22 protein-coding genes are annotated in these 19,792 nt (G+C 65.5%); 11 read left to right on the top strand and 11 right to left on the bottom strand.

Annotation, left to right across the window (positions count from 1 at the left end):
* Positions 1 to 152: 152 nt before the first annotated feature.
* Entirely contained in the window at positions 153 to 506 is a 354-nt protein-coding gene (locus BVU17_00345; GenBank protein AUG46050.1) for a hypothetical protein, read from the bottom strand.
* Between the two features lie 110 nt (positions 507 to 616).
* Between BVU17_00345 and BVU17_00340 the strand changes: the two genes are divergently transcribed.
* Both BVU17_00340 and BVU17_00335 read left to right on the top strand, forming a co-directional pair.
* Positions 617 to 2,293, top strand: a complete 1,677-nt coding sequence (locus tag BVU17_00340) for a PAS domain S-box protein (GenBank protein ID AUG46049.1) — start codon at positions 617 to 619, stop codon at positions 2,291 to 2,293.
* A gap of 290 nt (positions 2,294 to 2,583) precedes the next feature.
* Positions 2,584 to 3,690, top strand: coding sequence for a tRNA (guanine(10)-N(2))-dimethyltransferase (locus BVU17_00335; GenBank protein AUG46048.1), 1,107 nt, complete (start codon positions 2,584 to 2,586; stop codon positions 3,688 to 3,690).
* 57 nt (positions 3,691 to 3,747) lie between these two features.
* On the opposite strand, the gene BVU17_00330 is transcribed toward BVU17_00335, so the two are convergent.
* Positions 3,748 to 4,164 carry a hypothetical protein gene (locus BVU17_00330; GenBank protein AUG46047.1) on the bottom strand — a complete coding sequence of 139 codons (417 nt, stop codon included), beginning with the start codon at positions 4,162 to 4,164 and terminating at the stop codon, positions 3,748 to 3,750.
* A 93-nt stretch (positions 4,165 to 4,257) separates the two neighbouring features.
* Between BVU17_00330 and BVU17_00325 the strand changes: the two genes are divergently transcribed.
* Genes BVU17_00325 through BVU17_00315 form a run of 3 tightly spaced genes read left to right on the top strand, consistent with a single transcriptional unit; the run spans position 4,258 to position 7,859 of the window.
* A complete protein-coding gene (locus tag BVU17_00325) occupies positions 4,258 to 5,694 on the top strand; it encodes an MATE family efflux transporter (GenBank protein ID AUG46046.1) in 1,437 nt (478 codons plus the stop codon).
* Positions 5,695 to 5,742: 48 nt separating this feature from the next.
* On the top strand, positions 5,743 to 6,969 hold the full coding sequence (locus tag BVU17_00320; GenBank protein AUG46045.1) for a hypothetical protein: 1,227 nt from the start codon (positions 5,743 to 5,745) through the stop codon (positions 6,967 to 6,969).
* Positions 6,969 to 7,859 (top strand): glucose-6-phosphatase, encoded by an 891-nt coding sequence (locus BVU17_00315; protein AUG48791.1) that lies wholly within the window; start codon positions 6,969 to 6,971, stop codon positions 7,857 to 7,859. Before BVU17_00320 ends, BVU17_00315 begins: the two co-directional genes overlap by 1 nt.
* Positions 7,860 to 7,871: 12 nt before the next feature.
* Here BVU17_00315 and BVU17_00310 read toward each other — a convergent pair whose 3' ends face one another.
* Positions 7,872 to 9,227, bottom strand: a complete 1,356-nt coding sequence (locus tag BVU17_00310; GenBank protein ID AUG46044.1) for a type I glutamate--ammonia ligase — start codon at positions 9,225 to 9,227, stop codon at positions 7,872 to 7,874.
* 126 nt (positions 9,228 to 9,353) lie between these two features.
* Between BVU17_00310 and BVU17_00305 the strand changes: the two genes are divergently transcribed.
* From BVU17_00305 to BVU17_00295, 3 genes are all read left to right on the top strand, one after another.
* Positions 9,354 to 9,812: an AsnC family transcriptional regulator gene (locus BVU17_00305; GenBank protein AUG46043.1), complete on the top strand. Its 459-nt coding sequence runs from the start codon at positions 9,354 to 9,356 to the stop codon at positions 9,810 to 9,812.
* Between the two features lie 140 nt (positions 9,813 to 9,952).
* Positions 9,953 to 10,549 carry a TetR family transcriptional regulator gene (locus BVU17_00300; protein AUG46042.1) on the top strand — a complete coding sequence of 199 codons (597 nt, stop codon included), beginning with the start codon at positions 9,953 to 9,955 and terminating at the stop codon, positions 10,547 to 10,549.
* Positions 10,546 to 12,033: an MATE family efflux transporter gene (locus BVU17_00295; protein AUG46041.1), complete on the top strand. Its 1,488-nt coding sequence runs from the start codon at positions 10,546 to 10,548 to the stop codon at positions 12,031 to 12,033. The genes BVU17_00300 and BVU17_00295 overlap by 4 nt, the downstream gene beginning before the upstream one ends.
* Positions 12,034 to 12,079: 46 nt before the next feature.
* Here the strand turns inward: BVU17_00295 and BVU17_00290 are convergent, their stop codons facing one another.
* The gene (locus BVU17_00290) at positions 12,080 to 12,622 is read right to left on the bottom strand and encodes a (2Fe-2S)-binding protein (GenBank protein ID AUG46040.1); all 543 of its coding nucleotides are present in this window, start codon (positions 12,620 to 12,622) and stop codon (positions 12,080 to 12,082) included.
* A gap of 97 nt (positions 12,623 to 12,719) precedes the next feature.
* On the opposite strand from BVU17_00290, the gene BVU17_00285 reads away from it, so the two are divergent.
* Both BVU17_00285 and BVU17_00280 read left to right on the top strand, forming a co-directional pair.
* Entirely contained in the window at positions 12,720 to 12,968 is a 249-nt protein-coding gene (locus BVU17_00285; protein AUG46039.1) for a hypothetical protein, read from the top strand.
* A gap of 270 nt (positions 12,969 to 13,238) precedes the next feature.
* Positions 13,239 to 13,547 carry a hypothetical protein gene (locus BVU17_00280; protein ID AUG48790.1) on the top strand — a complete coding sequence of 103 codons (309 nt, stop codon included), beginning with the start codon at positions 13,239 to 13,241 and terminating at the stop codon, positions 13,545 to 13,547.
* Between the two features lie 2 nt (positions 13,548 to 13,549).
* Here the strand turns inward: BVU17_00280 and BVU17_00275 are convergent, their stop codons facing one another.
* Both BVU17_00275 and BVU17_00270 read right to left on the bottom strand, forming a co-directional pair.
* A complete protein-coding gene (locus tag BVU17_00275) occupies positions 13,550 to 15,070 on the bottom strand; it encodes a hypothetical protein (GenBank protein AUG46038.1) in 1,521 nt (506 codons plus the stop codon).
* A 138-nt stretch (positions 15,071 to 15,208) separates the two neighbouring features.
* Positions 15,209 to 15,703 carry a hypothetical protein gene (locus tag BVU17_00270; GenBank protein AUG46037.1) on the bottom strand — a complete coding sequence of 165 codons (495 nt, stop codon included), beginning with the start codon at positions 15,701 to 15,703 and terminating at the stop codon, positions 15,209 to 15,211.
* Between the two features lie 171 nt (positions 15,704 to 15,874).
* Here BVU17_00270 and BVU17_00265 point away from each other — a divergent pair, with 171 nt between their 5' ends.
* Positions 15,875 to 16,735, top strand: coding sequence for a transcription initiation factor IIB (locus BVU17_00265; protein AUG46036.1), 861 nt, complete (start codon positions 15,875 to 15,877; stop codon positions 16,733 to 16,735).
* On the opposite strand, the gene BVU17_00260 is transcribed toward BVU17_00265, so the two are convergent.
* The 5 genes from BVU17_00260 to BVU17_00240 form a co-directional block, all read right to left on the bottom strand.
* Positions 16,714 to 17,430: a chromosome partitioning protein ParA gene (locus tag BVU17_00260; protein AUG46035.1), complete on the bottom strand. Its 717-nt coding sequence runs from the start codon at positions 17,428 to 17,430 to the stop codon at positions 16,714 to 16,716. The two genes, BVU17_00265 and BVU17_00260, sit on opposite strands and share 22 nt — an antisense overlap.
* The gene (locus BVU17_00255; GenBank protein AUG46034.1) at positions 17,427 to 18,191 is read right to left on the bottom strand and encodes a hypothetical protein; all 765 of its coding nucleotides are present in this window, start codon (positions 18,189 to 18,191) and stop codon (positions 17,427 to 17,429) included. The genes BVU17_00260 and BVU17_00255 overlap by 4 nt, the downstream gene beginning before the upstream one ends.
* 32 nt (positions 18,192 to 18,223) lie before the next feature.
* Positions 18,224 to 19,033: a hypothetical protein gene (locus tag BVU17_00250; GenBank protein AUG46033.1), complete on the bottom strand. Its 810-nt coding sequence runs from the start codon at positions 19,031 to 19,033 to the stop codon at positions 18,224 to 18,226.
* On the bottom strand, positions 19,030 to 19,365 hold the full coding sequence (locus BVU17_00245; protein AUG46032.1) for a hypothetical protein: 336 nt from the start codon (positions 19,363 to 19,365) through the stop codon (positions 19,030 to 19,032). The genes BVU17_00250 and BVU17_00245 overlap by 4 nt, the downstream gene beginning before the upstream one ends.
* Positions 19,366 to 19,519: 154 nt before the next feature.
* A complete protein-coding gene (locus BVU17_00240) occupies positions 19,520 to 19,792 on the bottom strand; it encodes a hypothetical protein (protein ID AUG46031.1) in 273 nt (90 codons plus the stop codon).

Here is a 19,792-nt window from a genome sequence, read left to right as displayed (position 1 = left end):
CAGAAGCCGTACCACAGGCGTACTGCGCCTCCGGCGCGGTTTCCCCGGACTCGCCGCGGTGCGGCGAGTCCGGCCTTTTTCGCCCACGTTTTTGTACGGGGGTTGAGCGCTCGCCAGCGGCGAGCGCGAGGCCCCCGTGGAAAAAGGTGGGTCTACAGAAACTCCCGAACCTCGGAGTACCACATATCGTGCTCGTCGACGGCGTCGATGGCCTCGGCGACGCGGACGGCGATGGCGTGCCAGCAGAGCTGGTCGGGGTCCTCGGCGTCGAGGTTGTACTCGCTGTCGGCGCAGGTACAGCCGCCGTCCTCGACGATGTACTCGTCGTCGTGGCCGACGACGACGGTGAAATCCCGGTACTGCTTGACCCGGCTCTCGCCGACGGCCTCGATGGCCTGGTGGCCGCGGTCGCCGTGGACGTCGACGATAGCCGACACTGCGTCGGGGGTCAGCTCCCCGGCGGCTTCGAGGTCGGCCACCCACTCCTCGACTCCGGTCACAGCCATGCTACGGAAAGGGGTGACAAAACGGCGTCGGCTTCAGGAGCCCGGCGGGGAGTTATCAATGCTTGTACTGTGCCCAGAAGGGTAAACACGGAGCGGCGGCTTCGTCCGGCATGGACCTCCCGTGGCTGGCGCTTGGCTCGTTCGCCTCGGGACTCGGGTCTGTGTATCTGCTGACACGCCTCCGGGCCCACTGGGGCAAGCCCGGCGCGCAGTGGTTCGTCGCCACCATCGTCACGCAGACGGTCTGGTGTTTCGCCTACGGCGCGGCGCTGCTCGTGTTCGACCCGACCCTTCGCCTCGCGCTGGAGATGGTCGCCTGGCTGGGCATCATCTGGATAGGCTTCTGTTTCCTCTCCTTTGCGCTGGGATACACCGGCCGGACGACCGTCCTGGAGAGCTGGTGGTATCGGGCTGTGGCAGCGCTCCCGCTGGCCGGCACGGCGCTCGTCGTCACGAACCCGCTCCATACCGTGGTCTGGCAGGGGTTCCGTGTCGTACCGGCTGCCGGCGGCGCGGGGGCCGAGTACGCCGTCCTGCCGGTCGGGCTGCTCACGATTATCGTCGCGATGCTGTTCGTCAGTTTCGGGACCCTGCTGGTGTTCGATACGGTCGTCAGCTACGGCCCGCTGTACCGGCGCGAGGCGCTGGCGGTCGGACTGAGTCCGATACCGCCCGGCGCTGCGGTGTTGCTGTGGGCCGGCGGCGTCGGGCCGGTGCCGGCGGTGAACCTGACGACGCTCATGTTCCTGCCCCACGTCGCCCTGGACCTGTACGCGTTCGTCCGCAGCGACATGTTCGAGTTCCACCCGGCGACCCGCCGGGCCGGCGAACGGGCGGCCATCCACGACATCGCCACGCCGGTCGCCATCGTCGACGGGCAGGGCCGCGTGGTGAACCTCAACCCCGCCGCCGAGCGGATGCTCGCCGTCGACAAGCACGAGACACTGACGGAGCCGCTGAACGACTTTCTCGGCGACGACGACATCGCGACCGACGGCGGGAGTTCACGGGTGTCCGTTGAGGCCGGTGGTCGACACCGCGAGTTCAAAGTCCAACAGACAGCGCTCCGGGACGAGGCGGGCACCCAGTTGGGCTACACGGTCGTCTTTCAGGACATCACCGACGAAATCCGCCGCGAGCGCCGCCTCGAAGTGCTCAACCGTTTTCTCAGACACAACGTCCGCAACGAAAGCGTCGTCATCCAGGCTCGGGCGGAACTGCTGGCGTCGGAGCTCAACGGCGAACAGGCCGACCACGCGACGACCATCGAGCGGTCGGTCACGCGCCTTGTCGAGTCCGGCCAGAAGGCCCGGACCCTCGCGGAAGCGGGGGCCGGCGACGCGGCCCCCGAACCCGTCGTGCTGGCCGACCTCGCCGCCGAGGTCGTGGCGACCGCCCGCGAGGAGTACGGCGGCTCGGTCGTCGTGGAGATACCGGACGACCTCCGGCTGACGACCCAGCCGGCCCTGTTAGAGATTCTGCTCGCCAACCTCGTCGAGAACGCCCTCCAGCACGTCCCGGACGCCGCCGTCACCGTCGGCGCAACAATCGAGGGCGACGACGTGGTGGTGACAGTCAGCGACGACGGTCCCGGGGTGCCGGACCACGAACTCGGCGTGCTGGAGCGGGGCCGCGAGACGGACCTGAACCACGGCAGCGGCATCGGCCTCTGGCTCGTCCGCTGGACGACCACGACGCTTGAGGGGGACCTCGACTTCGACACGAGCGACGGGACGACGGCGACCGTGCGGCTGCCACAGGAGCGGACGGCCGCCGAAGCGGCGTGAATGTGGTAATCGACGTAGGCAGCCGCCACAACCGACAGTTCCGCCTGCAATTACACAACCGACCAGACTCAGTGCCATTGCACAGCCGACATCGGGTGGGACCGAAAAGGGCCGGCCGCTCGACGTGCGAGACGACGTAAGCACTGGAACGAGCGTGGCGAGTGAAGGGCGCAACGAGTCGCAGTAGTCGAGCGGCCGGGGGCTTTCTGGCCGTTCGTAATAAATCAAGCACCGCCAGACCCAACACCGAGGTCCGAACGACTTAACGGCGCACGCACGGACCGGGGAGTATGCGCGTCAGTGAGGGCCGAGTGAGCGTCACGGTGCCGGAACAGCCCGACGCCGGGAAGGGCGCGGACGTGTTCTTCAACCCCGTTCAGGAGCTGAACCGCGACATCACCGTGGCGGCGCTGCGGGCCTACCGCGAGCGAACCCCCCGCGTGTCGACGTATCTGGACGCCACCGCCGCCAGCGGCATCCGGGGCGTCCGCGCCGCGGCCAACGACTGGGAGACGACGCTGTGTGACATCGACGACGACGCGACGGCGCTGTGCGAGGAGAACCTCGCTCGCAACGACCTCGCGGCCTCGGTCCGGCGGTCGGACGCGAACGTCCTCATGCACTCGGAGGCCTTCGACGTGGTCGACGTGGACCCGTTCGGGACGCCCATTCCCTTCGCCGACGCGGCCGTCCAGGGGACCAAGCACCTCCTCTGTGTGACGGCCACCGACACCGCGCCGCTGTGTGGGGCCCACTTCGAGAGCGGCGTCCGGTCGTACGGCGCGGTGCCGCGCAACACCGAGTTCCACGCCGAGATGGGGATGCGCGTCCTCCTGTCGGCGATGGTCCGCACCGCCGCCCGGTACGACATCGCCGCCCGGCCGATTCTCAGCCACGCGACGAAACACTACGCCCGGACCTATCTTGAGTTCGACCACGGGGCGAAAGTGGCCAACGACTGCATCGACGAACTGGGTCACGTCCACCACTGCCAGCACTGCCTCTGGCGCGACCACGACCGCGGCCTCATCGCCGACGCGCCCGACGCCTGCCCGGTCTGTGGCGAACACCTCCAGACTGCCGGCCCCATCTGGCTCGGCCGGACCTGCGAGCCCGAGTTCGCCGACGCCGTCGCCGACCACGCGACCGAGGAGATGGGCACCGCCGACGAGGCGACGGACCTGCTGGCGACGCTGTCGGCCGAACTCGACACGCCGACCCACTACGACCAGCACCGCCTCTGCAAGCGCTGGGGCCGCGGCGCGGAGGCGATGGACACCTTCATCGAGAAACTGCGCGACGCCGGCTACGAGGCCTCACGCACGCACTACGGCGGGACGACGTTCAAAACGGACGCCGACGTAGTGGAAATCCGCGAGGCGACGGCGGAGTCGTAGAATCGGGAATCGGGGACAGTGCCACAGATTGCGACAGAAATGTGGTTGAAGCGATGCCTACCGACCGTTCGCCCGCCCGACGCTCTCCCGGACCGCAGCGACGAAATCGTAGCCGAGCAGGTACACCGGGCGCAGGAAGTAGTTCGCCATGCCCGCGAGACCGAGCAGCCCGCCAATGGCCTGTACCTCTCCGGGTGTGGCCGACAGGCGGACGAGCAGCGCCAGCGCCGTAACGAGCGGCGCGAGCCACAGCGACCGGGCGATACCGCCTACATCGACACCAGCCACGGGGCCGAACCGGTCCGCGTCCGGACGGGCAACAAACAGAACAGCCGTCAGTACCAGCAGCCCCACGACAATCGGCAGGGACGCACCGATGCCAGCAACGCCGAAGCCGATAGCCAGCGCGGCCGCGACGAGCAACAGGACGGTTACCTGCATCGTCCCGTGCCGGATGGCCGCTTCCGTATCCATATCCGGTCGTTGCAGCGGCGCTGTATAAACCCTGTGAGGGCGGCGTCGCTTTCTTAACACCTTTCGGAGTCGACCGCAAAGCAGTGGCGAGACGTGCCCTTCACGTTCAATCCGGTCCGTGGCGTCCTACTGCTCGTCGGCAGTCTGCTCGCACGATACGACCTCGTCGAGCACGAGCGGGTCCGCCGGGCGACGGACCTGTCCTGGCCCCGAATCGTCACCGGGCTCGCACGGATGTCGAAGTCAACGGTCGACGTGGCGATGGTGGGGCTGGCGCTCGGACCGACCGCCATCGCCGGCGTCGGCTTCGCCGCGCCGTTCTGGGAACTGGTGTTCGCGCTGGGCGCAGGTGTTGCCGGCGGGACAATCGGCATGGTGTCACAGCGGTACGGGGCCGACGCCGACGGGGAACTGGCGGTCACCGTCACGACCAGCGCCGCTGTCGTGCTTGGGCTGACACTCCCGCTGGCGGCGGCGTACTGGGTCGTCCCCGGACTACTCGTCGACCGCGTTGGAACGGGGTCCGAAGCCGTCGGGTACGGGGTCCAGTACCTGCGTATTATCGCCCTCGGTGTCCCCTTCGCCGCACTGAATCTTATCGGCAGCCGGACGCTGGTCGGGGCCGACGACGCCTGGACGCCGATGCTGTTGCGGGCCGGCGGCGCAGTCGTCAACATCGCGCTGAACGCCGTCTTCATCTTCGGGTTCGGCCTCGGCGTCGTCGGTGCGGCGCTTGGCACGGTCATCGCGAACGTGCTGGTCACGGTCGGGTTCGCGGTGGGGCTAGCTCGCGGTGGCCTGCCGATCATCGGCGCGTTTCCGGTCCGGGTTCCGGTGTCGCGCCCGTTCCTCGACCGACGACTGGGGCGGGACCTCGCGGAAACTGGAACGCCGCTGGTCGGGGCCAACCTCGCGCGGACCGGTGCGCAGTTCCCGCGGCTGTTCATCGTCGGCCTGTTCGGACCGGGCGTGGTGTCGGCCTACGTCGTGGCGCTTCGCGTCCGGGCGCTGCTCGATACGCCGAACTGGGGCCTGAGTCTCGCGTCCAGTAGCCTGGTCGGGCAGGCGCTGGGCGACGGGAACGAGGCCGAGGCGAGCGTCTGGGCACAGACGGTGCTCCGGCTGAGTATCGGGGTGTACATCGTCGTCGCAGCGACACTGCTCCCGTTCTCACGGGGCATCGCCCGCCTGTTCGTCTCGGACCCCGCGGTGCTCCCGCTGGTGACGGTGTTCGTCGCCGTCGCGTGTGGCAGTGTCGTGTTCCGGGGCGTCGACGGCGGCGCAATCGGACCGCTCCGTGCCAGCGGCGACACGCGCTGGCCGTTTTACTCACAGCTGGCCGGGATGTACCTGTTCGCCCTCCCGCTTGCGTATCTCGGCTACGTCACGCCGCTGGGCACGCTTGCGCTGTACGCCTCGCTGGTGTTCGAGACGGCGGTTCCCGCGGCTGTGACCTACTATCGGTTCCACTCGGGGACGTGGCGGGCCGTGAGCCGATCCTACCGGCCCGACGCGGCGCTCGACGACTGACATCAATCAGTCGACAGTATATTTGTAGCCCCACTCCGACATGCTCGCGTGGACCGCACACGCGCTGTCTCCGTCGGTCAGGAGGTCATCCGCACGGTACGGGAGGAGGAGGTCTCCTTTCTCGCAGCCGGCATCGCCTACTACATGTTCGTCTCCCTGCTGCCGCTGTTGTTGCTGACGCTGGTTGTCGGTACGCTGGCGGGCGGGGAGGCCTTCGCCGAGCGAGTCGTCAGCGCCGCCGGTGACGTGCTTACGCCGGCGGCGTCGACACTGCTCGAAGACGCGCTGACCAGCGGGGCCGGCCGCGGGGGTGCGACTGTGCTCGGTGTCGGCGTCACACTCTGGAGCGCGCTCAAGGTGTTCCGCGGGCTGGATACAGCTTTCAGTCGCGTCTACGGGACGGACGGCCCCGACTCCATCGTCGGTGAACTCGTCGACGGGCTGGCCGCGCTGGGCGGCATCGGCATCGCACTGGTCGGGCTCGGTATCATCGGCGCGTTCGGGACGGTACTCGGTGTGCAAGTCGCGCTCGGCGGGCTCGCGCTCGTGCCCGTGCTGGCGGTCGCGTTCCTTCCGCTGTACTACCTGTTCCCCGATCAGAAAATGACGCTGCGGGAGGCCGTCCCCGGCGCAGTGTTTGCCGGTGTCGGGTGGACGGTGCTCGGGACGGGGTTCAACGTCTACGCGGCACAGGCCGACTCCTATCAGGTGTACGGGATCATCGGCGGGGTCCTGCTGCTCGTGACGTGGTTTTACTTCGCCGGACAGGTGCTGCTCGTGGGGGCAGCGGTCAACGCGGCGCTCACGGACCGGCAACTACAACAGGTATCGCACCGACGGTCCGGCAAAGCGATGAGTGAGGACGCTGACGAAACCGACACGCCCCCGCCGGCCGGAACCGGACGAGACGCCGATGCGCTGACAGACGAGGAACTGCAGGACCTCCGCGAGGAGTTCGAATCGTTCCGCGAGGACGTCGAGGACCGAACGCTCCACCGTGACGAGGTGAAATCGGACCTCAAGCAGTACGTCCGCCGCCGGATGCGCCGCGGCCACGCCCGACAGTGGGGGCCCTACATCGTCTTGCTGTACGGCACGATCATGACCCTTGGCGCGTTCTACTACCTGCAGGGCATGTGGGCCGTGCTGGCGATGCTGGTCATCTGGCTGTCAGTGCTGGGCCTTTATACCATCATGATTGCGGTCGGGGTGACACTGACTGCCACCGGCCTCCCCGGACGGCTCATCGACCGCGTGCGCGACTGGCGACAGTGATACGGGCTGTCGGCGTCACCGAGGTGCTGTCGGCGCTGCCCGGTGCAGTCGTCGTGCTGTTCGCGCTGCTCACCCAGCTTGGGGATTTCTGGTTCACCTTTCTGGCCTGTGGCCTGCTGTACTGGCTCGGCCCGTGGACACCGAAACTCGGTCGGGACCTCACTCGCGACCGGACGGCGATGCTGGTGGCGCTGCTCGCAGTCGGTGTCGCGCTCGTCGTGTCACTGAAGGGTATGTTTGCACTGCCGCGGCCGCCCGGGGCAGGCACGGCCACCCACGCCGAGCTACTTCCAGCGGCGCTGCGGGGCGTCTACGAGTCGATGGCGACCGGAGAAGGGTTCGGCTTCCCGAGCGGCCACGCCACCCTTTCGCTGCTCGTCTGGGGCGGTATCGCGTGGGCGCTCCGGGTCGGCACGCGCCGACAGCGCACCGCTGTCGCCGCGACAATCGTTGCCCTCATCGGACTCTCTCGGCTAGTACTGGGCGTCCACTACCTCGCCGACATCCTCGCGGGCTTTGTCATCGCCGGGACGGCCCTCGCACTCGCCCTCGGGACGCTCAAAACGCCCGAGCGGGTGTTCGGACTCGCGGCTGTCATCGCCGTCATAGGGCTGCTCGTCAGCGGCGTCTCTCGTAATTCGGCCGGAGCGTTAGGCGTTGCTGTCGCGGGCGCTGTGGTCTGGTCGCGACTGGGTGAGACGATTCCGGAGCCGACCCGGCACGGTGTCGGTATCACGGCGTTGCTGGGCGTTGTCTCAGTCGGAACGTTCCTCGGCGTGACGTTCGGATTAGACCCGTCACCGGTTGCCGTCACGCTGCTTGCGGCGCTCGGGACCGGAGCCCTGCTGACGCTACCGCTGGCTGGTGAGCGACTCGCGAAAAAATACTGAAGCGGTGGCCGTTTAGAACTTCTCGAGGTAGCGGTCGAGTTCCCAGTCGGAGACGTCGACCAGGTACTCTTTGTGTTCCTGACGCTTTGCCTCGACGAAGTTCTCGAAGACGTGCTCGCCGAGCGCGTCGCTGATGACTTCGTCCTGTTCGAGTTCATCGACGGCTTCGCCGAGGTTCTCTGGCAGCGTGGTGATGCCGTACTCCTCGCGTTTCTCTTCGTCGAAGTCGTAGATGTTCTCCCGGACCGGGTCCTCGCATTCGAGGTCGCGCTCGATACCGTCGAGCCCGGCGTGAATGAGCGCCGCGAAGGCGAGGTACGGGTTACACGACGGGTCGGGGAAGCGAGCCTCGATACGGCTTGCGGCCGGGGTTCGGGCGGCCGGCTTGCGGATGAGCGCCGAGCGGTTGCGGTCCGACCAGGCGACGTAGACCGGGGCTTCGTAGCCCGGGACCAGCCGCTTGTAGGAGTTCACCGTCGGGTTGGTGACCGCGGTGATGGCCGGTGCGTGTTCGAGGATACCGGCGGTGAAGCTCTTTGCCGTCTCGGAGAGGTTGAACTCGTCGTCCTCGTCGTGGAACGCGTTCTCGCCGTCCTCGGTGAACAGCGAGATGTGCGTGTGCATGCCGGAGCCGTTGATCTTCGGGATGGGCTTTGGCATGAACGTCGCGTGCAGGTCGTGTTCGGCCGCGATGGCGCGAACGACGGACCGGAAGGTGGCGACGTTGTCGGCCGTGGTCAGGGCGTCGTCGTAGGTGAAGTTGATCTCGTGTTGGCCCTGTGCGACCTCGTGGTGGGAGGCTTCGATGTCGAAGCCCATGTCTTCGAGGCCGTAGATGATGTCACGGCGCACGTCGGAGGCGAGGTCCTTCGGCGCGAGGTCGAAGTAGCCACCGGCGTCGTTGGTCTTGGTGGTCGCGCGACCCTCTTCGTCTTCCTCGAAGAGGAAGAACTCGGGCTCGGGTGCGGCGTTGACCGTATAGCCCATGTCGTTTGCGCGCTCGATGGCACGCTTCAGGACGCCACGCGGGTCGCCGGAGAACGGCTTGCCGGTCGAGGTGTCGATGACATCACAGATGAGGCGGGCACTCGAACCACCTTCGACGTTTTCTCTCCACGGGAGCACGGAGAACGTCGACGGGTCCGGGTCCAGGCGCATGTCGGACTCCTGAATCCGGACGAAGCCGTTGATGGAGGACCCGTCGAAGTAGATGCCCTCTGTGAACGCTTTCTCTGCCTGGTCGGCTGTGATCGAGACGTTCTTGATCGTGCCGAGGATGTCGGTAAACTGGAGCCGAAGGAAGTCGACGTTCTTCTCTTCGATCTCGTCGAGTACCTCCTCCGCCGCCTCTGAAAGTTCGCTTGTCATCTTTGGACACCCGATAGGAGCGGTGCTACTACTAAAACCCTGCTGATTTGCGCAAAGGTTTCGACGCTTTCGCCTACATTTGGACATTCGTAAAATTCTAATCCCTGGGGGGCGTCTCCAAGCGTAATGACGTACGAAAATCTCGACCGTGAGTTGGTGAATGCACTTCTGGGTGACGGCCGTGCCAGCCTCCGGAGCCTCGGAGAAGACCTCGACGTGTCGGTAACGACCGTCTCGAACCACCTCTCCGACCTCGAAGACGAGGGGATCATCAACGGGTATACTCCCAAGGTCGATTACGACAAGCTCGGCTACGACGTGACGGCAATCATCCAGCTCAAGGTTGAGGGGTCGTCGCTCCCGGCGGTCACCGAGGACCTCAAAGAGCACAAGCAGATGATTTCGGTGTACGAGGTCACCGGCGACTACGACATCATCGCGGTCGGGAAGTTCACCGACACCGACGGCATGAACGCCCAGATAAAGGAACTGCTCACCGACCCGGACATCAGGGAGTCGAACACCTCCGTTGTGCTCAACGCCGCGAGCGAACACGAGCAGTTCGACCTCGATCTGAAGGAGTAGCAACCGCTCTTCTACCATCGTGCCGAACGCTCTCAGAGCGACAGCTCTCGTGAGTCTGACCCATCGATGGCATGGCATGCACACCCATCCGCAGAGAGTACCGACGAATACTTGACTGACCAGTCAGTTAGTTTCACGTAATGAACGACGGCGACACGGCCGACGATATTATGGATGCGACCTACCGTGCGCTGTGTACGCACGGCTATGCGGACCTGACGATGCAGGACATCGCCGACGAGTCGGACAAGAGCAAGGCCGCCCTCCACTACCACTACGACAGCAAGCACGACCTCCTCTGTGCGTTTCTCGAATACCTGTACGACGGGTTTGTCGACCGGATCGAAGACCCGGAGGGCGAAACTCCACACGCGCGCCTGCTTTCGCTCGTTGACTCTGTGCTTGACAAGCCGGACGACGGGAGCGAGGAGTTCGGGACGGCGATTCTCGAAATCCGTGCCCACGCACCATACGAACCCGGCTTTCGTGAGCGGCTGACGAAATTCGACGAGTACCTCATCGACGAACTCGAAGCGATTCTCGAAGACGGCATCGCTGACGGGACGTTCAAATCAGACCTCGACGCCGAGGAAACGGCCCGGTTCATTGTCACCGTGCTGACCGGCGCAGCGACCGAGCGCGTTACGACCGGTCGCCCGGTCGAGTGTACCAGACGGATGCTCACCGAGTATGTCGAGACACATCTTCTGGACGGCCAGCAGGAGGTCACAGCGTGAGCGTCCGGCAGAAACTGGCTCGGCTGGGTGCGCGACTCGGGAACCTGTTCAAGGGACAGGATGAGTTGGACCTGACCAGTGGCGACATCGGCAAGCCGCTACTGTTTCTCTCCTTTCCCATCGTCATCACGAACCTGCTACAGGTGGCGTATAACCTCGCGGACACGTTCTGGCTGGGGCAGTACTCCACGACGGCGCTTGCGGCGATTTCCTTTGCCTTCCCGATGATCTTCCTGCTCATCTCGCTCGGCATGGGACTGTCAGTGGCGGGCAGCGTACTGGTCGCCCAACACACCGGGGCCGAGGAGCACCGCGAGGCCGAGTACGCCGCCTCCCAGACGGTGACGTTCGCGCTGTTGGCCTCTGTGTTGCTCGGCGCGACGGGTTACTTCTTCGTCGAGGACTTCCTGTCACTGCTAGGTGCATCCAGCGAGGTGCTCCCGGGCGCGACCGGCTACCTGCAGGTCGTCTCGCTCGGGCTGACGGCGATGTTTGGCTTCTTCGTATTCATCTCGCTGATGCGCGGAGCCGGCGATACCATCACGCCGATGCTGGTGATGTTCGGGACCGTCGTCCTGAACATCGTCATCGACCCGTTCCTCATCTTCGGCTGGTGGGTGTTCCCCGAGATGGGCGTCGTCGGCGCGGCCGTCGCGACCATCTTCTCGCGTGGTGTCGCGCTGGTCGTCGGCATCGCCATCCTGCTGTCGGGCAGGCGCGGCGTGCGGATTCACCTCGGCGACATGTCGCCCGACATGGAGTACCTCCGGAAACTGCTGCGGCTGGGCGTCCCGGCCTCCGTCGAGGGGACCGGGCGTGCGCTGTCGGTCAACGCCATGCTGTTCATCGTCGGGACGTTCTCGGTCACCGTCGTGGCAGCCTTCGGCGTCGGCATCCGCGTGTTCTCGCTGGTGTTCATGCCGGCCATCGCGATGGACCGCGGCGTCGAGACGATGACCGGCCAGAACCTCGGTGCCGAGCGGCCTGACCGCGCGGCGACGGCCAACCACTTCGCCGCGAAGGTGTCGTTCGTCATCCTCACCGTGCTGGGCGCGGTCACTATCTTCGCCGCACCGACCGTCGTCAGCGTGTTCAGCGACGACCCCGAGGTCGTCCGCATCGGGGCCGAGTTCCTCCAGTGGGTCGCCCCGACCTTCGGCTTCATCGGCATCGTTCGGGCCTACTCTGGCGGGTTCCGCGGGGCCGGCAAGACCCTCACCGCGGCGGCGCTGGCGATTACCATGCTGGGTATTATCCGACTCCCGGTCGCCTGGGTCGCATCCCGACCGGTCACGGTCCCAGCGTGGCTTGGCCCGCAGGTCGTCGACCTCTTCGCGTACTCGCTGGCTGAACAGGGTATCTGGCTCGCCTTCGCCGTCTCGAACGTACTCGCTGCTTTCATCGCCGCCGCCTGGTTCCTCCGAGGAACGTGGCGCGACGCCGACGCGCGGGCCGGCAGCGAACCAGCCGTCGCTGACGACTGACGGCGTCGCTTGCTGGGAGACAACCGCAGAAAAACGCAGACGTGAGTCAGCGCCGTTCGGCCCGCTCGAAGCGCTCGTCCGTGAGGTACACGTCGCCGTCCTGTACTGCGACCTCAACACCGTCGAGAGCGTCACCGGCACATGGACCGTGCGTACAGACGCCGTCCGTGGGTTCGAACTGCGCGCCGTGCTTGTGACACACGAGTTGGTCACCGCGGACAATCGCGCCCCGACCGGGGTCCAGCGGGACCTCGGGCTGGTGCGGACAGGAGTTACGCCAGGCGACGACGGCGTCGCCTGCACGATGCAGGATGCAGTTGACACCTCGTCGACCGTCGCGCGCTTCGAACACGAGCGTGCTGTCGGTGGGCACCGAATCGAGCGCGACGATGCGGCGCGGGTCCGCACCGTCGTCGTTGCCGTTGGGTGACCGCTCGTCGTCATCGCCAGACTGGTCGTTGTCGCCAGTGCCCGAAAAACTGAACCGGACGGTCGCGTCGCCGGCTTCGACCTCGCCACCGTCGTCGTGGATGCGGACCGACTCCGACTCGCCGTCGGTGTCGACGGTCACGTCCACGGGATCACTCATAGCGAGTTGTCGGCGGTTGACGCACATAGCGATGTCGAAGTTGTCCGCAGCATGCCGGTTGCAAAACGGAATTATGTCAGCCCCTCGGAACGTGGGTATGGACCGAGACGACGTGTCCGTCGAAGTCGAAGTCGAGGTAGAGATAGACACAGCGGAACTGGAAGCAGAAGTCGAAGATATGGCGGAGTTCGAAGCCGAACTGGAAGGCAAGGGCGTCGAAATCGAACTAGAAGCTGAAGTCGAGTTCGCCGAGAGCGACGAACACGAGGCAATGGACGAGACGGCGGAGTCGGAAGTCGACGAGGAGATAGACGGGACAGCGGAGCGCGACGAAGATCAAAAGTAGTCACAGACAGCGACAGCGGCGATCGGCAGGACGATCTTCAGTAAGCGAGAGGAAATCAAGTTCCGATCGCAGGTGCGTACCGGTCGGAGCCCGTGGCTCTTCAGCGGTGTGATTGAGAGGGGGCGATCAGTGTTCAGTATCGTCGGCCGTGGCGACGGTTTCATAATGTCACTCTGGACCGTCTAGCCGCGTAGCTACCTCTCAGAGTGCGTACTGAAATTTATTTCTCAGAGTACTCACCAATAGGCACCGGCTATGGACAGGCACACCATGCACGACACGCCACACGTTATCGGGATCAACGGCAGCCTTCGAGACGACATCGGAACCAGAGTCGCCGTTCAGCGCACCCTCGACGCGGCGGCGGGGGCTGGCGCAACGATTGCGCACATCGACCTGCGGGAGTGGGACCTCTCGCTGTTCGACCCCGACACGTGGGCTGCCTTCGAGGACGGCAGCATCACCAACAGAGACATCGCTGACCGCATCGAGGAACTGGGCGAAGACGTCGTCGCGTACGCAGGGATTGCGGACCGACACGGGGAGACAGAGCAGTCGGAACTGGCGACCGGTGACTGAGGTTACTCGAACCAGTCGACGAAACTCCCCTCAAGCAGATTCTCTTCCTGATGACGGATGTAGGTGGCCTGCATCCCCCAGATCGCTTCAGCAAGCGGGACGTTCTCCTCGACGCGGCGGCGAACGTAGTCGTGTTTCCACCGTGCGGGCGTGAGCCGGCGATCGACGCGCTCGCGCAGCGGCCGGATGTAGCTGTGGGCCTCCTCAGCCGAGAGACCGCGCTGTTCGAGACCCTCGCGTGCGTGCTCGAACAGTTCGCCGTATATTTCTTCGGTGCTGGTCGTCGTCGCCCCGTCGGCGGTTATCCACTCGATTTTCGCCCGGAGACCGTTCCGGGCGGCGGTGTAGAAGTTCTTCTTCGCCGTCTCCCAGTCCAGCGACCGGATAGGGTGTTCGAGCTGTGGTAGGCTCTCCATCAGGCCAGCAAAGACAGCGGCGAATCCGATTGCATCGTCGACGGTCGGCTGTGCAGCCAGCGGGCGGAACTCGATGCGAGCGTTGGCCGCCGACCGGGTCGGGCCCTCGAACACCGGCCTGACCCACCGCCAGTACGTGCCGTGCTTGTGTCGGAAGTGGACGAAATCGTCGTCGAAGCGGGTCCCCGACTGTAGTTCGACCGGAACGATGGTGTCGTCCTCGACGATATCGTCGATGGCCGCCTCGACTGAGTCGAAATCCGGCGGAAAACACACTTTCGGTGGCGTCGAATCGCCGTCGGGCGGGTTGAGCACTGACTCGAAGACGCCGATACGGTTCTCCATGTTCGCCCCGGCGACGATCTCCAGATCGGGCGCGTCGTCGTAGAGGTCCGGCGGGAAAAACGGAGAGTTGACGCCAAGCGCCAGCAGCGGCGCAGCAATTCGGAGTGCGTACGTGAAATACTCCGGTAGGTCCGGGGCGTGTGGAATCTGGTAGTGGGGTTGAATCGAGGTGATGAGCGACTCCGGCATCACCGTCTCGGCCTGTAGCGAGACGTGTGGCGCGTCGATTTCGAACGCCGAGGGGTAGTCCGTGTTGGCCATCGTGTGATAGCGGACGGAGTCGGACATGTTCGTCCCGATGCGGACGCCGTTCTGTTCGACGCAGTCACAGAGGTACTCCCGGGCCGTCTCACCGGCGGGTGGAACGGTCCACATACCGTCGGAGACGAGCCGGATACCCTCGTTGCGTACCCGTTGCTGGGCCGGCATCAGCGACGCCTTCAGTTCGTTTCGCTGGGCCGCCAGCCCATGCGTATTCAGCGGCTGCGGACTCGTCTGCATCTCCGCGTTGTGCAGGCCGAGTTCCTTCTCGAATCCGATGAGTTCGAGCAACTGTCGAGGGACCCGCTGGAGCGCGTCGGTCTGCTCGTCAACGGCGTACAGCTCCAGTTCCATACCGACGATCGCTTCCGTGTTGTCGAACGTCCCGTCGCGAACAGCGGATTTGAGCGCTTCGGCTTCCTCGCGCGCCTGTTCGTTGAACGACTCGCTATCCGCCGCAAGCACCTCGGCCACCCGGTCTGCCAGTTCCGAAGCCGACATAACTCCGCGTTTGCAGCCATAGGTGTTAAGCATGCCCCAGACAGGTCGCGAGGAGCGAGACAGCGGTTTCGACACCCCCACAGCAGCTCGCCGATGTTACTCACTCCCGACCTCGCCGAGAGAGTTATGCGCACACCCTCACAACAGCTCGCCGATGTCGCTCATCGTCTCTCTTAACGGGTCCCGTTCCGCAGTCGTCAGTGCGCCCTCGACCGCATCGCGGGCCGCGGGCAACGGCTCGTGCGTTTCGATGTACACCGCCAGGGCAAACTCCTGTTCAGTTACGTCAGCGAGTGCGATGGCATCGCTGCGAGAGAGGTCCCCGGCGAGCCAATCGGCGATTATCTCACGGCCCTGTGGGCCGACCGGTGACACTTGCTCACCGACGAGATGGAGCGTCTTGGCGGCCATCACAGGCGCAACACCGGCGGCGCGGCCCGCATCGCCGACGCTCTTGCCGGCTGCGTAGGCCTCGACGACGGTCGCCGCTGTCGCCGCCGAGCACGGGAGGTCGTCGGCCACGGGAGCCAAGCGCTCCGAGAGCGGCGCGTCCGTTTCGTCGACAGCAGCGACGCCGTGGTCACGCTGGTGGGTCGTGACCTCGACACCGGCAGCGATATCCGACAGTGCCATTAAAAATTTTCTTTTCCGTATTGGAATTTAATGCTGTCGGTATCCCGATAGACTCTGGTACCGACCCCGACAGCTACCTACCGGTTACCGGTTGGCAATTTCGACGAAAACCGCCCGGAAACCCGTCTTTGCATCGGTTTTTTAACCCGCCATCCAGCCGTAGGTGGAAACATGAGTACGACGGTAACGCAATGTCCGGAGTGTAACGGGTCAGTCAAACAGCAGGGCGTCGAGTCGGTCTGTAGCGGCTGTGGGTTAGTCGTCGGTGAGGACGCCATTGATCCCGGCCCAGAGTGGCGGTCGTTCGACGATGACGACACGGACCGGGCACGCACGGGCGCGCCGTTGACGCGGTCCCGTCACGACCGCGGCCTTTCGACGAAAATCGGCCGGTCGACGCGGCTCAAAGGGCGCAAACGCCGTCAGTTTGCTCGCCTCCGCCGCGAACACAACCGCGCCCAGATCAGTTCGAAGCGTGAGCGAAACAAGGTGTATGCCTTCACCGAGATACGGCGTATCATCAGTTCGATGGCGCTCTCAGACGCAATCAGAGACCGAGCGTGCGTGCTGTTCGAATCCGCACAGAACGAGGGCCTGCTGCAGGGACGGACGCTTGAAGGGTTCGCAGCCGCGGCCATCTACGCCACTTGCCGAACCGAAGGCGTTGCCCGGACCGTCGACGAACTCTGTACTGTCGCCAAAGCGACCCAGGCAGAGCTTCGCGCGGCGTACGACGCCCTGAACAGAGAACTCGGGCTACCGACTGGGCCGATTGACCCCCGCGAGTACGTCCCCCGGTTCGCAACGACGCTGGACCTGCCTACGGAAGTGCGACAGCGCGCAGAGCGGCTCGTCGACGTGGCACAGGACCGTGGACTGGTCAGCGGGCGCAATCCGGCCGGTGTCGCTGCGGCGTGTCTCTACACCGCAGCCCAGGAGCAGGACGTGGCGCTCACGCAGGCCGAAGCAGCAGAGACAGCAGACGTAACGCCGGTCACGTTACGGGGGACCTACACCGAGCTACAGGAGTAAGCGGCGTCGGCGAGCGCTTCAAGCGAGTGTTTGGCCGGCGTGTCCGGGGCTATGTCTCGAAGCGGCTGTCCGTGCGCCTGTGCCGTCGCTATTGGCTCACTTTCCGGGATGGCAACGACTGGCGCACCGAACCGGTCTGCGGCGGCGCCGGTCGCAGAGTTCGGACCGGCTCGGTTGAGAACGACCCGACAGAGTCCGGCGTCGAGTTCGCGGGCCAGCGCCCGAACCCGGAGCGCGTCGGCGAGGGCCGCACCTTCCGGCGTCGTGACGAGTACCGCGGCGTCGGCGGCTGCAAGGGGCAGCCCTACGTCGGCGTGCAGGCCGGCTGGCGAATCCACGATGACCCAGCGATAGGTCCGCTCCAGCGCAGCGAATACGTCTGTGAGGGCCTGCAAATCGGTACTTCGAGCGCCGGCTAGCGTTCGTCCGCACGGGACGAGAGTCACGGGACCGTCCTCGCGGACAGCCTCGTGTGGGTCGGCGCGGTCAGCGAGAACGTCGTGCAGGTCGGGGCCGTGGCTGGACGGGAGGTCCGCCATCCCGAGATCGCCGTCGACGACGACGCTCCCCGCGTTCGGGTTCGAGAACGAACCCCTGCTGTCAGCCCGTTCGAGTTCGTCGAGTTCCGCCGCGAGATTGTACGCGACAGTCGACTTGCCGACGCCGCCCTTGCCGCCGGTGACTGCCAGAATCATGCCAGCCGGGCCAGCGTTTCGGTCGGCACCGTGGCGGCCGCTCGTCGATCGGCGAGCCGCTCGGCCCGCCGGGCCAGCGCCCGGAGCATTTGCTCGTCAGTATCGCCGCGTGCCGCAACCGTCCGGACGCCGGAGAGGCCGTCTGCCGCGCGAACTGCAGCTGTCGCCGCCGACAGCGACTCTGCCTCAGCCAGCCGCTCGGCACAGTCTACCCGCCGAGCAACGGTTTCGAGCCACTGCAAGACCGCATCGGGGAGTTGCTGCTCCGGACGCCGGCCGGACGCCCCCGGCCCGGTTGACTGATGACTTCCCTCTGGCAGTCGTTCGATGTCCCGCCCGGGTGTGGGGCCGAGCGGTCCAGCGCTCGATGTTTGGGATACGTGGGCCGACTCAGCTGTTGGCACAGCATCAGAAGGCGGTGACGGGTCACCCAGCTCTCTGAGTACGGCAGCTGCAGAGTCGAGTCGCTCGTCGGCGATACTAGTCTCAGGCGCTGGCTCGGCACGCACCAGCTCCGCCGGCTTGGCGGCCGGCGGGGCCGGCGTCGCGTACCCGAGCGCGTGTGTCCCCGGCCTAACGACTCCCTCGAACCCACCTTCCGACCAGCCGGCCTCAGGGACGCCCTGCGTCCTCGGTGGCCAGAGCGGACCATCGAGACGATTCTGAACGGTAATTCGAGTCGGTTCAGGGATGTCGCCGACAGTGGCCGTGACGAGCGTCACGTCGTCGACTCGCTCGGCGCGACAGTCGAAGGTAACCATAGGGTCGGTGGCCTGGCCCTCTGATTTAAAAGTCAGCAACGAACGACAGGGGCGTCGAGACAGTCTGATGCAGCTGTCGGCGATCTGAACCGGTTCGTTTCGAGGACGACCGGTGCGGGCGTCTTCGCGAACCGGAGCACGCCCAGAGCGGCCGTTACTGGATCGGCGTCGAACGGGCTGTCCGGAACTGGCCCCGGAACGGTGTCGATGGCCCGAGCAAACGTCTCGGTACATCGGTCGACGAGAGTTGCCCGAGCGCTCCGCCGGAGGTTGGCCAGTTCGTCGGCAAACCGACGCTGTTCCTCCAGCGTGTCCCGGTAGGCGCGTGCCCGCTCCCGGCGGAGTTCGCGAGTTTCGCTGACGGCAGCCCGCCGCGTCTCCCGTTCGCTCAGTTCCGTTGCCGCGTCGCGGAGGGCGGCCTGTGCCGCTTCGTCGTCTGCACCGACCGCCTGCCGAGCGGTGAGACGCCCGCGGTGGGTAGCGACCGCTTCCTGCAGGCCGTCGATGGTCGACTCCGAGACCGGGTCGACAGGGTCCGGCAGCTCCGGCGGCGAACACTCAAGCTTGGCCAGTTTTGCGCGGCAGTCCGCGATAGCGTCGTCCTGCGGCGTCTCGTATCCCCGTGACCGGGCGGCAGCCGCAAGTGCAGTTCGCGTTCGGAGTCCCATCGACGGGTGGACGTGTCCGGCGTAAACGTACACGGCCGGCGGTTCCGGACAGGACACAGCCGGAAGGCACCGCCGTCCGCGGATGCTCGCGGCGACGGTCCGACCGTCGACGGTTCGGGCACGGAGGTCGACGACAGCACCCGTATAAGTAGTTCCAGCGACGCGGAGCTTCACAGGTTAACGCCTCGGAGTTGGTCCGGGTCCGGGAGATCACGTCCCGACGCGAACCGCTCGTAGGGCGTCGCCGGTTGCTCGCGTGCCTCGTACCGCCTGGCCGCCTCACGAACGTGTTTCGGGACATCCGTCGGTTCGAACGGCTCAACGCGCTCGATCTGAACGTCAAGCCCGTGTTTCTCGTGGAGTCGGAGCGCCTGAAACGCCCCGAACTCGGTCCCGGAGAACAACGCTGCTCTCCCGAACTGCCGAACGACACAATCTTCGTGGGCACGACAGACGTTCCGCAGGTCTCTGCGTGCCGGCCGGGAGTACGTGACGACGAGTAGCACTGGATAGACATTGCTATTATTGCTATAAAATTTTACTGAATTGAAGTAGTTTTATAGCGAATATATGAAGGTCTGGAGGAGAAAATAGAGGGTAATCGGGACAAAACGGTACAGTCTGCGGGCGAGATCGACAGCCCCACGACCCCGAGGCGGCCTACTCGACGGCCGTGACGGTGAACTCACCGGCGTCTGAAACGAGGTCTCGAACCCGTTCGCGGGCTGCTGTCTCGGACGGCGCAAGGACAACGAGCCCGTCAACGGCGGCCCCGCCGCTCGCCCGGTATGCCTGCAGGTCGCCCTCGAACTCAGTTGCGTAGGTCCGGAGCGTTCCGCGAACGTCCCGTTCAAGGTCACCGAGCGATTTCGACCCGGCCTCGAAGTCGGCCAGCGCCTCTTCGATGTTGCGGAGTGCGGAAATACGGTCCAT

Source organism: Haloarcula taiwanensis (genome assembly GCA_002844335.1).
Lineage (GTDB): Archaea > Halobacteriota > Halobacteria > Halobacteriales > Haloarculaceae > Haloarcula > Haloarcula taiwanensis.
Note: the sequence above shows the minus strand (reverse complement) of the source record. Positions and strands in the feature narration are given on the sequence as shown.